9 protein-coding genes are annotated in these 12,537 nt (G+C 67.9%); 7 read left to right on the top strand and 2 right to left on the bottom strand.

Features of this window, described 5'->3' with window-relative positions; translation table 11 throughout:
* Positions 1-163: 163 nt before the first annotated feature.
* Entirely contained in the window at positions 164-1,006 is an 843-nt protein-coding gene (locus ACIRQ9_RS21990) for an oxidoreductase (protein ID WP_404175837.1), read from the bottom strand.
* Positions 1,007-2,030: 1,024 nt separating this feature from the next.
* Here ACIRQ9_RS21990 and ACIRQ9_RS21985 point away from each other — a divergent pair.
* The 3 genes from ACIRQ9_RS21985 (at position 2,031) to ACIRQ9_RS21975 (ending at position 6,403) form a co-directional block, all read left to right on the top strand.
* The gene (locus ACIRQ9_RS21985; protein WP_404175834.1) at positions 2,031-3,593 is read left to right on the top strand and encodes a hypothetical protein; all 1,563 of its coding nucleotides are present in this window, start codon (positions 2,031-2,033) and stop codon (positions 3,591-3,593) included.
* A gap of 375 nt (positions 3,594-3,968) precedes the next feature.
* Positions 3,969-4,823, top strand: a complete 855-nt coding sequence (locus ACIRQ9_RS21980) for an alpha/beta hydrolase (protein WP_404175831.1) — start codon at positions 3,969-3,971, stop codon at positions 4,821-4,823.
* 410 nt (positions 4,824-5,233) lie between these two features.
* A complete protein-coding gene (locus ACIRQ9_RS21975) occupies positions 5,234-6,403 on the top strand; it encodes an alpha/beta hydrolase (RefSeq protein WP_404175828.1) in 1,170 nt (389 codons plus the stop codon).
* Positions 6,404-6,827: 424 nt separating this feature from the next.
* Here the strand turns inward: ACIRQ9_RS21975 and ACIRQ9_RS21970 are convergent, their stop codons facing one another.
* Complete coding sequence (locus ACIRQ9_RS21970) at positions 6,828-7,346, bottom strand: winged helix-turn-helix transcriptional regulator (protein ID WP_404175825.1); 519 nt, start codon at positions 7,344-7,346, stop codon at positions 6,828-6,830.
* A gap of 101 nt (positions 7,347-7,447) precedes the next feature.
* Here ACIRQ9_RS21970 and ACIRQ9_RS21965 point away from each other — a divergent pair, with 101 nt between their 5' ends.
* The 4 genes from ACIRQ9_RS21965 to ACIRQ9_RS21950 all read left to right on the top strand — a co-directional run bounded on the left by ACIRQ9_RS21965 (position 7,448) and on the right by ACIRQ9_RS21950 (position 12,497).
* A complete protein-coding gene (locus tag ACIRQ9_RS21965) occupies positions 7,448-7,804 on the top strand; it encodes a nuclear transport factor 2 family protein (protein ID WP_404175822.1) in 357 nt (118 codons plus the stop codon).
* A gap of 305 nt (positions 7,805-8,109) precedes the next feature.
* The gene (locus ACIRQ9_RS21960; protein ID WP_404175819.1) at positions 8,110-9,072 is read left to right on the top strand and encodes an RNA polymerase sigma factor; all 963 of its coding nucleotides are present in this window, start codon (positions 8,110-8,112) and stop codon (positions 9,070-9,072) included.
* A gap of 711 nt (positions 9,073-9,783) precedes the next feature.
* Entirely contained in the window at positions 9,784-10,674 is an 891-nt protein-coding gene (locus ACIRQ9_RS21955; protein ID WP_404175816.1) for an alpha/beta fold hydrolase, read from the top strand.
* Between the two features lie 1,301 nt (positions 10,675-11,975).
* Positions 11,976-12,497 carry a hypothetical protein gene (locus ACIRQ9_RS21950; protein ID WP_404175813.1) on the top strand — a complete coding sequence of 174 codons (522 nt, stop codon included), beginning with the start codon at positions 11,976-11,978 and terminating at the stop codon, positions 12,495-12,497.
* Positions 12,498-12,537: the final 40 nt, after the last annotated feature.

The raw sequence follows: 12,537 nt of genomic DNA, 5'->3' as shown, positions 1-12,537 counted from the left end.
ACGGGCGGAACGACACGGCCGGTGGGCCCGGACGCGACACGCACCTCTTGGTCCTCTCGGCGCGGCAGGACGAATCCGACAGGCCCGTACTTTGCGGATGTGGACGCCCGCTTCCCGCGGATGTGGACGCCCGCGGGTTCGGATCTTGATCCGGCCGTCTCCGCTACTCTCCCGCTGGGAAGTCCGCTCCTCGCGCCACACCCTCGTGGGAGCGGAGATCGGCCAGCACGTCCTCCAGGTGGTGCACGACGGCTTCGTAGCCGTCGGCGCCCAGAACGAGCCGGTGCGGCGGGCGGTCGCTGTCGAGTGCTTCGACGACCGCACGGGCGCCGCGCACCGGATCGCCCGCCTGCTTGCCGTCCTGGTCGACCATGAAGGTCCGGACCTCCTCGATCAGAGGCAGGTAGGCGTCCACGGTCTCGTTGACGGCTTCCTCCGAGAAGCCTGCGTAGGCGTGCGTGCGGAACGCCCCGGGCTCCACGGCGAGCACGTCGATGCCGAAGGCTTCGACTTCCGCTCGCAGGACCTCGGTCAGCCCCTCGATCGCGAACTTCGCCGCGCTGTAGTACCCGAAGCCCGTGACACCTCGCATGCCGGCGACCGAGGACATGTTCACCACGGCACCGGACCCTCGGGCGCGCATGCCTGGCAGCACCGCGCGCAGGACGTCGACGACCGCGAAGAAGTTCAGCTCGAAGCTCTTCCTGACCTCGGCGTCCGGTGTGCCCTCCACCGACCCGTACCAGCCGCGTCCGGCGTTGTTGACCAGCACGTCGATGCCGCCGAACCTTTCCTCGGCGGCCCGCACGGCGGCACGGATCTGCTCGCTGTCGGTGACGTCGAGGGGCAGCACCAGCGCCCGGTCTCCGTACGGGCGAGCCCACAGCCGGAGCAGGTGGGGACGGCGCGCGGTGACGACGACATTGTGCCCCCGCTCCAGGGCGGCATCGGCGTAAGCCAGTCCGAAGCCGCCCGGGGTGGCACCGGTGATGAACCAGGTTTTCATGAACTTTCCTATCGCTCTTCCAAAGGCCCGCGCACCGGCCTGTGACTGGTCGGACAAACCGCCCTGGGGCAGTTCGGCCGCCGGGCCGCACGATGCGACTCATGGTCACTTTCAAAACAGTAGTGACTCACTTCTAATTTAGCAGCATCTGTGATCGCCTGCTGCCGAGGCGACGCGGACCGCTTCCTTCCCGTCACCACGACCGCGACGGTGACGGCGCCGAGCCGACGTCGTGCCCACGGCGGGAGCCGGGCGCTGCCGGTACCGCACCGGTTCGGGGTGACTGCCGCCTTGCGGCACTCCGCGGCCCGGAACCCCTGGCCGTGGTCGGGCTCGGGCGAATCCGGCGTGATGCTTCCGAAGGCCTGGTCCCGCGTCGCCGCCCAGACCGGCGAACGGGCCGTCCACCATGAGCGTGCGGGGTTCGGCCAGACGGCCGCCGACCTGTACTTGCGGGCCGCGGTGATGTGGGGTCGCGCGCAGCTCGATCTTCGACGTCGGGGATCCGCGCAGGTCCGCGTTCCGTGACCGTACCAACCACTGCGTCGAGCACCTGGCCGAGCGGCATCATCGCCCTGTCCATCGAGGGGCCCGGCCAAAGGCTGTACCGATATTGCCGCGCGAGACGTGTTCAGGTGCCACATAAACCGGCATGACCAGACAACGACATTAACGATCAGCAGAGACAGGCTGGAGTACCCGGCCCGGCCCCGCTTCACGGGAGGCCCCGGGAAATGGAACGAATTTCTGTGAGCCTACCGCGAGGTGACTCCGCGGCCCGCTTATCGTGTGCTTGCATCTTGGCAGCGGAATGCGCGCGCCTGACGGGTACAGAACCGCCGTAACACGAGCCTTGTCCCCCCGCGATGGCTGGATACTGTTTTCCAGGTGCGGTGCAGGACTCCGGAATCGCCTCGCGGACTGGGCCAGGATTCTTCGCCACGGGCGAGGGACGGCCGGAAGCGCTCGGAGTCGTAGCGGACGACTGCCTGACGGCGTGACCCACCACAACGGAGCGAATCTCATGAAGAACGACAGCGGGGAACCGGGTCCGGCTCGGCCGCGCGGAAATCCGACCAGGCGACGCGTCCTGCAGGGGACGGCCACCGCTGTGGGTACGGCCCTCGCCTCCGCCGGGATCTACGAGCTGATCGACAAATTCGCGAAGCCGCCGCGCCGGACGTCGGTCGCCGACAGCCCATTCGCGCAGGAGCAGTACATCCTGCAGAACGAACAGGTGATCATGGTCGACGGATCCGGCGTCAAGAGCGGAAAAAAGGGGACGATCGCGGTCCGGGTGCCCGCCCTCCACGACCACGTCATCACCGCGAAGCTGAATGTCGAGGCGAAAGCCGATGCCCTTCGGGAAGCCCAACGCGAGTTCGAGGCCGCCCTGCTGGAGTTGGAACAGCGATTCGCGCCTACTCCCTCAGGTGTGGCCGTCACGGTGTCCTGGGGACTGTCGTACTTCCAGCACTACATTCCCTCGCTGGCCAAAGCGTCACGATTCTTCAAGGCAGGAACGCGTTATCCGGCCTACCTACCGGTCGATGTGGCGACCTCGAAAGCAGAGGGGCGCACCGTGTACGCGGTGCAGAATGCCAGGACGTTCCCCAGCGACCAGCCGCCGACCGGCTTCGGATCCGTCCGTCTGGAGCAGAACGACGTGGCCGTGCTGCTCCGCAGTGACTCGCTCGCCAACATCAGGGCGGCTCAGAATGCCCTCTTCGGTTCGGGAAGCGGCCAGGTCGGTGACCTGTTCAAGGTGACGAGCGTCAGGCAGGGGTTCTCCGGGGGAGGCTTCTTCGGGCAGCAGGGTCTGCCCAGCAAGTTCGCGCTGGCGGCCGGCATCCCCGGCGCGCAGTTGATCCCGCCCCAGTCGCAGGGTTTTCTCGGCTTCGCCACCACCCTTGACTCGAACATGGGCCCCGACAACATCGCGAATCTGGAAACGCTGCCCGGCTGGACCGACCAGTGGCCCGAGGGTTACTTCAAGCAGGGCACGACCATGCATCTCTCGCACCTGTTCCAGGATCTCGCGACCTGGTACGAGCAGAGCTTTCCCACCTACAAGGATCGCGTCCAGGCCATGCTCCAGCCGGGGCTCTCGCCCGCACCGGGCACGCTGGTTCTTGAGCCGCCCGGTCAGTCAGAGGCGGAAGTGGCACAACAGGTTCAGCGCTACCACGCCTACGGCCACAGCGGGAGCATGTCACAGGTCGACAGCACCACTTCGGCGGTGACCAGCAACTACGGAAAGGTTTACCCCTCGGGCACGACCGTCCCGGTGCGTGGGGACTTCGACACCCTCGACAACCCGTTCCACTACACGTCCGACCCGACGGGGGACCACTACAGCGACAGGCCCGCGGCCGGACTGCACTTCATTGCGTTCCAGCCTACGACCGCGTTCTTCAACCTCGTACGCCTGTCGATGGACGGCCACTATCCCGACAGCACGCTCCCCCTGTCACCGCGCAGTCCGCACTCGGGGATCAACTCGATCCTGCACACCACCCACCGTCAGAACTACCTGGTCCCGCCCCGTCGCCACCGAGCCTTCCCGCTCGCCGAGTTCCTCGCCTGACCCCTCGGCCCTCACCTGATGCGGCCGCCGCACCCGCCATAGGGTGACCCGCCCCAGCCGCGGCTGTCGACGGACAGGTCCCGCGTCGGTCCTCCGGGGCGTCGGCTTCGGCCACTCGCGTCGGAAGGCGTCTGCCGGACCGGGCGACGCTCTCATCCCCGCGCCGTCCTGCCCTCCCCTCCCCACGTGCCCCGCCCCGGCCGACCCGGAGAACTCCCGTCATGGGAGATCCGTCGGCTGACGCGCCACACCCCGTCTGACCAGCTGACTCGCCGGACCGACGCTGCGGCAGGGGCGCGTGCCCGTTCGAGGTGCCCATGTGGCTGGACGGGACTAGCGTGTTGAGAAGCCGCAGCTCGGCAAAGGAGGCTTGTCATGGCATCCCCTGCATGGCGGAGGACCCGCTTTCCAACGGCTCTGGCCGCGGTCGTGGTCTGCGCGACCACCTTGGTCGCGGCGATCCCGGCGAACGGATCCGCCCACGCGAAATCCGCCGGCGCCGCTCGCCAGACGAAGCCCACCATTGTTCTCGTACACGGGGCGTGGGCGGACACATCCAGCTGGAACGGCGAGATACGCCTCCTGCGCAAGGCCGGCTACACGGTTCGCGCCATTGGCAATCCGCTGCAGGACCTGACCACCGACGCGCTGACGGTGAAGGAATTCCTCAAAACCATCAAGGGCCCCATCGTCCTGGCAGGACACTCGTACGGCGGTTCGGTCATCACGAACGCCGCGCAGGGCGTCGCCAACGTCAAGGCTCTCGTCTACGTCGATGCGGCCGCGCCCGCTGCCGGCGAGACCACGGCGCAGCTCAGCGGTCAGACGTCCGTGCTGACCAAGGGGAAGCCAGCCGACCTGTACGACGCCGTGTCATATCCGAACGCTCCGTCCGGCGCGTCGGCGTTGTATCTCAAGCAGGACGTCTTCGTCACGAAGTTCGCGAGCAGCGTCCCTCGGGACCAGGCGGTGAACCTCTGGGCGACCCAGCGCGCCGCTACCACCGTGGCCTTCCAGACTCCGTCCAAGTACGAGGCGTGGAAGACGATCCCGTCCTGGTACTTCATCAGCAGCGGGGACCAGATCATCACCCCGGCCTCCGAGGGGAAGATGGCGCGCCGCGCCCACTCCAACATCACGCTGTACAAAGGCGGTTCTCACCTGACTCTGGTGTCGGACCCAGCCGCGGTCACCAAAGTGATCCAGTCCGCGGTCTCCTCCGTGAAGTGAACAGGCCGGGAACGCCATCGCGCCCTGATGCGCTCAACTGCCCGTCGAGGGCCCGCTCGACCCACTCGGCTCCGAAGCGGAAGATCTCGGCGGGCACGCCGCCCAGCGGGTGGAACTCGTTCTCGTAGACGCGGATCTCCTCGGCGCCGTGACCGCTCGTAGGTGGCGATGGCCTGTTCCAGCAGGGTCGCCAGGCGGCCGCCTCATTCAGGCTGAACCACCGCGGACGAATTGGCGCCTGTTAACCAGGCTGGCAGCGCTGCGTACGGATGTGCGTGGCGTTACCGGCCGTCGGCCGCAGGACCGGGCGGACCAGATGCCCTGTATGGGCTAACCCTGGTGGTGTAGGCCAAACGGACCAGCCACGATTACGGAGGGGGTCGACTCCTTCACTTAGGGAAACCGCAGACATGAGAGCAGCAGACATGGGTGCCCTCCGCACCCTGCCCGGAGCCCGCCGCCTGCGCCGGCTCGCCGCGGCAGCCCTCCTGACCGCGACAGCGACCACGATGAGTGCCTGCGGCACCGTCCGGGACGGCGCCCTGCCGGGAACCGCCCAGGGCAGGGCGGTGGCCGACGCCGCCACGTACGTGCCGTGCGGCAACCCGCCGCAGAAGCTGGAGAAGACCGACCAGGACTTCCTGGACCAGCTCGCGGCCGCCGGCGGCAAGCCCCTGTACGACCTGTCGTACCCGGCCGCCCGTGACGTGCTGAACAAGCTCCAGGCCGGGCCGGTGCCGATGCTGCCGGCCGAGATCACCGAGCGCACCGTGCCGGGCGGCCCGACAGGCCCGGTCCACGTGCACATCGTGCGCCCCGCGGGCGTCAAGGGAACGCTGCCCGGCGTCGTCTACATCCACGGCGGCGGCTGGGTCCTCGGCAACTTCAAGACCCACGAGCGCCTCGTCCGCGAACTCGCCGACGGCGCCCGCGCCGAGGTCGTGTTCGTCGACTACACACCCTCTCCCGAGGCCCAGTTCCCCGTCCCGATCGAGCAGGCGTACGCCGTCGCGAAGTGGGTCGGCACCCACGGCGCGGAGATCAGCCTGGACTCCGGCCGGCTGGCCGTCGCGGGTGACTCGGTCGGCGGCGACATGACCGCCGCGCTCACGATGATGGCCAAGCAGCGCGGCGGTCCGCACTTCCGCCAACAGGTCATGCTCTACCCGGTCACGGACGCCGACTTCGACACGGCGTCCTACACGCGTTTCGCGGAGAACTGCTGGCTCACCCGGCCCGCCATGAAGTGGTTCTGGAACGCCTACGCCCCCAGGACCGCCGACCGCGCCAACCCGCTGGCCTCGCCGCTGAAGGCGACCGTCCAGCAACTGCGCGGCCTTCCCCCGGCCTTGGTGATCACCGACTCCGACGTGCTCCTGGACGCCGCCAACTCCTACGTCGCCAAGCTCAGGTCGGCGGGGGTCCAGGTCACCTCGACGCACTACGGCGGAGTCACCCACGACTTCATGATGCTCAACGCACTGCGCGACACCCAGGCCAACAAGGCGGCGGTCGCCCAGACGTCGGCGACCCTCCACGAGGCGCTCTATGCCTCCGCGGACCCGGCAGGCGGCAAGTAGGACAGGCTGCCTTCCCGGATCCGGACGTCTGAACGCGGCGGTGTCATCGCGAGCCCGCCGCGTTCCGCGTCCGATGAACCGCCCCGTTCAGGCTGCATCGCCGGAACCTGCGCCGGCGCCCGGACAGCGAGGACCACCACTTCGTGCGCGACCGGTAGAGGCCTCCTCGTCCACCTGGCCACCCACGAGGCGGGTCACACGGCCGGCCAACGACATCAGGTCTCGGTGATGAGTACCCGATGCGGCCGTTCCGGAGGTGAAGCGATAGCGCCGGTTCACTGTCCACCGAGGAATTACCTTCCAGGTGGTGGGTGGCGGGTAGCGCGTGATCACTTCAGGGACGGCGCCGGGTGCGGCGCGACGGAACTGGATGTTGTGCATGGCGTCCTCCTGGTCCACACGGTGGGGAGGATCCGGGGCACGTCTACTGCGTGTCGGCCCTGCCCAGCCGCTGTCCGTGAAGTTCGGCGTACCGCGACCGCATAGCGGTGCTGGCGGCCGGGCCGGCGGCGAAGACGAAGGCCTCGCTGTCGTCGAGGCGTCTTCCTGTACGGGCGTCGACCAGGACCGGCTCAACCTCCTCGCCGCTGGCGGCGTCGACCAGGATCATCGATCGCTCCTGCGGCGCCAGGTGCCGGTTCCCCCAGGCGGCGAGAGCCACGATCACCGGGCGCAAGGAACGACCTCGCTCGGTGAGAACGTACTCGTATCGGGCCGGCTTGTCCTGGTACAGCCGTCGCTCCAGCAGGTCGTCCGCCACCAGCGTCTTCAGCCGCGCGGTGAGCATGCTGGTGGAGATGTTCAGGTTCTGCTGAAACTGGTCGAACCGCGTATAGCCGTCAAAGGCGTCATGCAGGATCAGCAGAGTCCACCACTCGCCGACATGCTGCGCCGTCGTCGACAGCGGGCACTCACGATCCTCCAGCCGTATGCGGCTCGGCATGCCACCTCCTCGACTTACTGCTAATGTAGAAGCAACTAGGTTTCATTCTAGCAGTAAGTCCCCGCGTCCGTGGTACGTGGACAGAGCGCAGAGGAAAACTCATGACCCAGAACCCGACATCGATCGACCCTGCCGACCTGCCCGACGCGATCACCCGCTACCTGGCGGGCCGCGCGGCCAAGGATGTCTCCGCTGCCGCGACCGCTTTCGCGCCGCACGCCACGGTCACGGACGACGGGCAGACCTACGGGGGGCATGAGGGCATCACGCGATGGCTCGGACAGACCGACACCGAGTACACGTACACGACGACGCTTACCGGTGTCGAACGTGACGCAGCCGACCGGTACACCGTCCACCAGCGGCTGGAAGGGAACTTCCCCGGCGGACAGGTCGACCTGCGATACCGCTTCGTCCTGGCCCATGGACTGATCAGCGATCTCAGCATCGCTCCCTGACCGCCCCCGCCCCCGCCCCCGCCGTATCGTCCTCGGCGCTGAGACATGGCGGCAGAACTCGGGGCCTTCGAAGCCGCCTCGCGCGGCGGCGCCATCCTCCAGGCACGAAGCAGCCCCGCCATGCTCGCGGCGGGGCCGGTCTTACCTTGTGTGGCCGTGGAGTCATCACGGTTCGCGCCGTAGGGCCACTGAGGTCCCTGTAGAACTGCGGCCTGTCCTTGGCGACGCCCTTATGGATCTCCGTTCTCTCGACCGGTGAGCGGCAGGGAGACGCTCCTGCGTCCGCTGTACGTACTCTGAGGCGCGTGCGAACTGTGATGTACGAAAACCCGTCCGACGAGGACCTGGTACGCAGCGCCCAGAATGGCGACACGGCCTCCTTCGGCGCGCTGCTGGAACGGCACTGGGCCGGCATGCGGGCCGTGGCGCTGAGCGTGCTGGGCAACCGGCCGGACGCGGAGGATGCCGTGCAGGACGCCTCACTGATCGCCTTCCGGCGTATCGGCGACGTACGGGAGCCGGAATCCGTGAGCGCATGGCTGCGGATGATCGTGCGCAACTCCTGTCGCTCGCGGCTGCGCTCGACACCGTCCACGACGCCGGTCGCGGACCTGTCCGTGCTGGTGACGGAGACCGGCCCCGAGCAGATCATCGACCGGCATGCCATGCGCGACTGGATCTGGCAGGCGATTGACGAACTGTCTCCCACACTGCGCATGACCGTGATGCTGCGGCACTTCAGCCCGCGCACCCCCTCCTACGACCAGATGGCGGCCCTGTGCGGGATACCTGTCGGCACGGTGCGCAGCAGGCTCGGCGAGGCGCGGAAGAAGCTCGTCGAGGCGATGATCGCGACTGCGGACTCCGGGCACGCCGATGTCCTGGCCGCGTCTCGGGCCAGCGCCCGGGAGGCAGTGGAGACACTGGCCGCGGCGGAGCAGGGGCGTTTCGCGGAACTCACGGCTGAGCGATGGACGCCCGATGCCGCCTACTACCAGGGGCGGCAACGAGTGGGCGACCGGGATTTCCTGATCCGTGGCATGGCTTGTGATCTCGAAGCGGGGGTGCGTCAGCGGTTCGTGAGCGCCGTCACGAGCAGCGACACCACTATCTGGGAAATGGACCTGGTCAATCCGCCCGACGCGCCGGACCACTGCCCGCCGGCCGTCGCCTGGCTGATGACCATGAAAGACGGCAGAATGCACCACCTCCGGCTCTTCCACGCCCCCGGTGCCCAGGACAGCAGAACACCGCCCAACCCCATGTGACACGCATTGTTTTTCGTGATCGAACTTCCCGAGATGCGCTGCGTGTTGTGGGTGTTCACAGCCCTACCCAGGGACCTCCTCGGGCAACTCTTCAGCGTCACCGCCATGACGATCAGCCGCGTGAAACAGGATGTCCGCCCGCTCCTGGAAGCACACGGCCACTACATCAACCCCTCTACCGCCCACCTGCGGACACCGGTCGACGTCGCGACATTCCTCGCTCCGCGGCCTCGCCCAAGCGGACCCGAACGTAGGCGTGGCCGAAGATCCGCAGTGGTTTCCAGGTCCGGCCGGTTTGCCCGCAGGTACAGACCCAGTCAACGGTGAAGGATGCTCTGTCGAACCCGTTCCGCGCTTTGGTCTGGTGGCTGGTTGCGGGAGCGACCGGGTCGAGCAGCGTGATCTGGTGAACGCGCGGGGCGTGTTCGAGCCGCTGCGCGGTCACGAAGGCGGCATCGGCCACGTGCTCGCCCGGCATCGGGCCGGACCCGGCGAGGTCGTCGCTCTGGGTCTGGCCGCCGACACTGAGCCGGTCGAGTCGATGTATGCATCCGGCCCAGGCGGCCAGGGTGGGCGGTCGTGGTGCCGAACTCGGCGGCATCGGTGGCGAGTCGTCCCAGGTTGTGGCAGGGGTCACATCGCCGCGATCGAACTTCTTCCCCCTGCGCGCGTCCTGCCAATGTCCTTACCCCTTCACCGATGGGAACCGCGATGAACACACCCGCCGCCCGGCCGCTGGCCACCGGCACTCACACGATCACCGTGAACGGTGTCGACCAGCGTTACCACGTACACGGCGCCGGCCCGGTGTGCGTGGCCCACTCCGGCGGGCCCGGCATCTCGTGGGAGTACCTGCGGATGCCCGAGCTGGAGCGGCACCTGACGATGGTCTACGTCGAACCGGTCGGCACCGGTGGCTCCGGCCGTCTGCCCACGCACCCGCACGGCTACACGCGCGAGTTCTACAGCCAGTGCCTCGACGCGGTCGTCGACCAGCTCGGCGTACCGAAGGCGCACCTGCTGGGCCACTCTCACGGCGGCTTCGTCGTTCAGTACCACGCCCTGCACCGACCCGACCGGATCGCAGGGATCGTCCTCTACGACAGCGCCCCGGTCACCGGCCCGGAGCACGGCGCCGAGGCGATGGACAAGGTCGAGGAGTTCGCCGCCCGGCACGCGGAGCACCCCGGTCTGCCGGACGTCCTGGCGGCGTTCCAGTCGGTGTCCTCCCTCGCGGGCGACGAGGACATGGTGGCCGCGATCCGCGGGATCATGCCGGCGTACTTCGCCGACTACTGGGGCAGGGAGAGCGAGTTCGCCCCGCTGCGGGAATCGGTCACCGGGTGGTACATCTCGGGCTTGGACGCCGATCTGTCCCCGGACCTGATCGACGACCGCGGCACGCTGGGCTCGCTGACGGTGCCGGCACTGGTCGTCGTCGGACGCCACGACGTGATCTGCGGCGTGCGGTGGGCCGAGGAACTGCAGAAGCTGATCCCGGGCGCCGAACTGTTGGTCCTGGAGGACAGCGGCCACTTCGGGCACCTGGAGCAGCCCTCGGAGTTCGCGAGCGCCGTCGCCGCCTTCGTCACGGGCGACTGACCACAGCGCGACGCGCAGCCGGTCGGGACCAGACCCGCAGATGACATGTCGGCTACGGCCCGCGACCGCGGCCTGCCTGTTGACAGCCCGTCAAGGCAAACAGCCAAGGGCTTCAACGACACAGGCCGCGGTACTCGGCCGCCGCGTCGCCCGCCCGCCGGTCCGCCGGTCCGCCGGTCCGCCGCGACGATGTCCTCGACAGTGGTTATGCGTTCCGCCTGCGGCGGCCGGGTTCCACACGGCGTGCAGGCGGCCGCCGATGGTGCCCGGGTCACCGGACTCCTGGGCCGGACCCAGGTCCGTGACCGCCAGGCCGGCGGGTCTGGGTGTTTTGACCTATCCGCGAGAGGAGGGGAATAGGGATCTGTCTCGATGCCACGAACGGTTGTTCCTGACACGATGACTGGCGGCTTGGGTGCTTTCCGTAAGTGGATCGGTCGCCCCCGCAGCCCGAACCGGTGAGGACCCGCCAGCCATGACTTCCGAGCCCACCACCTGCCCCTGTACGTTCGATTCACAGCATGACCATGGGAGCACACCCGTGCGGAAGCACCCCCGCCCGCCGGACTCACCAGCGCCGTTGTATGCGTCACGGCCGCCGCTCTCGGCGCCTCTGCCGTGGCAAGTTCACACGACTCCGGACTCAGCGACCGGGCGGACACGGCGAGCCGCTCGCATGTGGGTGCCGCCTGCGCCTCCGACTTCGCCGCCGATGTCTTGTGTGGGCTGGCGTACTTCGGGGACGTCCGCCGACACTGCTCCCCTACGCGCACCCCTCACCGCCCCGGACCCGCTCGGTGACGCTGAAGAACACGGGCCGGACACCATTGCACCCGTGGTGATCAGCGGATCAGCGCCCGGCTAACGCCGCGAGATCATCTCCCGCACTCTCCCTTCCGGCGCGTGGGAGTCACCAGGGCCACGAGCGGGCGACAGGACATCGTTCTACGCACAGCCGCCGCCCCGACACGGGGTTACGCGGAAGTGGCTGTTTGGCCCGGGCATGGATCAGGGACAGGGCGAGCGTCACACCCGCACTATTGGCTCTGCCGTCATTGTTTCTACAAGAACACCACCGTCCAATTATTACCGTCAATAATCGGCCCGTACCGCTGCACTGAACTGGATGATTGGCACGGCACACCGCGAGGTGATGTCCGGGGGCGGCGTGCGCCATTCAGGGAGCGCCACCGTACGCACAGCAAAACGCTCAACGGCTGCGGATAGCAGGCCTAAAGGGTTCGGATAGCCAGACCGGATCGGCGCGTCCGGCATAGTAGAGGCAGGGGAGGATGGAAGCGATGCCGAGCAGCGCTGGCACGGTGGGCGGGGCCTCGCAGGCACAGGATGTGGGGGCCAGTCCGAGCGCCGAGGATCTGGAACGGGTAGCCGCCAACTTCCGGCAGTACCTACTGGGCTGGGGCGAAGCGGAACGCGGAGAGGGCGATCTCGACCACTACCGAAGCGGGCTGGCTGCAGCCACCTTCAACGGTGTCGTCCGCGTGAGAACCCTTGATGCGATCGAACAGGCCGTGGAAACCGCTCGGGCGCGACTGGCGGGCGTCCCTTGGTTGTGGTGGGCCGGCCCGGACAGCCCGGACGGTACAGCCAAAGCTCTGACCGCGCACGGTGGGGTATCGCTTGCCGCGATGCCACTGATGATGCGGCGACTCGACAACCTGCCAGGCCAGGGAAAGCCAGTTCCCGGTCTTCGCATCGAGACGGTCAAGGAACCGGGACGCCTCAGGGAACTGGTCGAGGTCTACAGTGAGCCCTTTCCAACCTCACTTGCCAGGCGGGCGGTTGGGCTGACAGACGGATGAAGCCCCTGGTAGATGGGTTTTCGACCAAGAGAACCGTCTC

Source organism: Streptomyces sp. NPDC101237 (assembly GCF_044767465.1).
In the GTDB taxonomy this organism is placed as follows: Bacteria; Actinomycetota; Actinomycetes; order Streptomycetales; family Streptomycetaceae; genus Streptomyces; species Streptomyces gramineus.
Note: the sequence above shows the minus strand (reverse complement) of the source record. Positions and strands in the feature narration are given on the sequence as shown.

What these genes read in the sequence shown, in the direction of transcription:
- ACIRQ9_RS21990 (WP_404175837.1), bottom strand. Translation starts at nt 1,006, where the DNA reads ATGAAAACCTGGTTCATCACCGGTGCCACCCCGGGCGGCTTCGGACTG.
- ACIRQ9_RS21985 (WP_404175834.1), top strand. Translation starts at nt 2,031, where the DNA reads ATGAAGAACGACAGCGGGGAACCGGGTCCGGCTCGGCCGCGCGGAAAT.
- ACIRQ9_RS21980 (WP_404175831.1), top strand. Translation starts at nt 3,969, where the DNA reads ATGGCATCCCCTGCATGGCGGAGGACCCGCTTTCCAACGGCTCTGGCC.
- ACIRQ9_RS21975 (WP_404175828.1), top strand. Translation starts at nt 5,234, where the DNA reads ATGAGAGCAGCAGACATGGGTGCCCTCCGCACCCTGCCCGGAGCCCGC.
- ACIRQ9_RS21970 (WP_404175825.1), bottom strand. Translation starts at nt 7,346, where the DNA reads ATGCCGAGCCGCATACGGCTGGAGGATCGTGAGTGCCCGCTGTCGACG.
- ACIRQ9_RS21965 (WP_404175822.1), top strand. Translation starts at nt 7,448, where the DNA reads ATGACCCAGAACCCGACATCGATCGACCCTGCCGACCTGCCCGACGCG.
- ACIRQ9_RS21955 (WP_404175816.1), top strand. Translation starts at nt 9,784, where the DNA reads ATGAACACACCCGCCGCCCGGCCGCTGGCCACCGGCACTCACACGATC.
- ACIRQ9_RS21950 (WP_404175813.1), top strand. Translation starts at nt 11,976, where the DNA reads ATGCCGAGCAGCGCTGGCACGGTGGGCGGGGCCTCGCAGGCACAGGAT.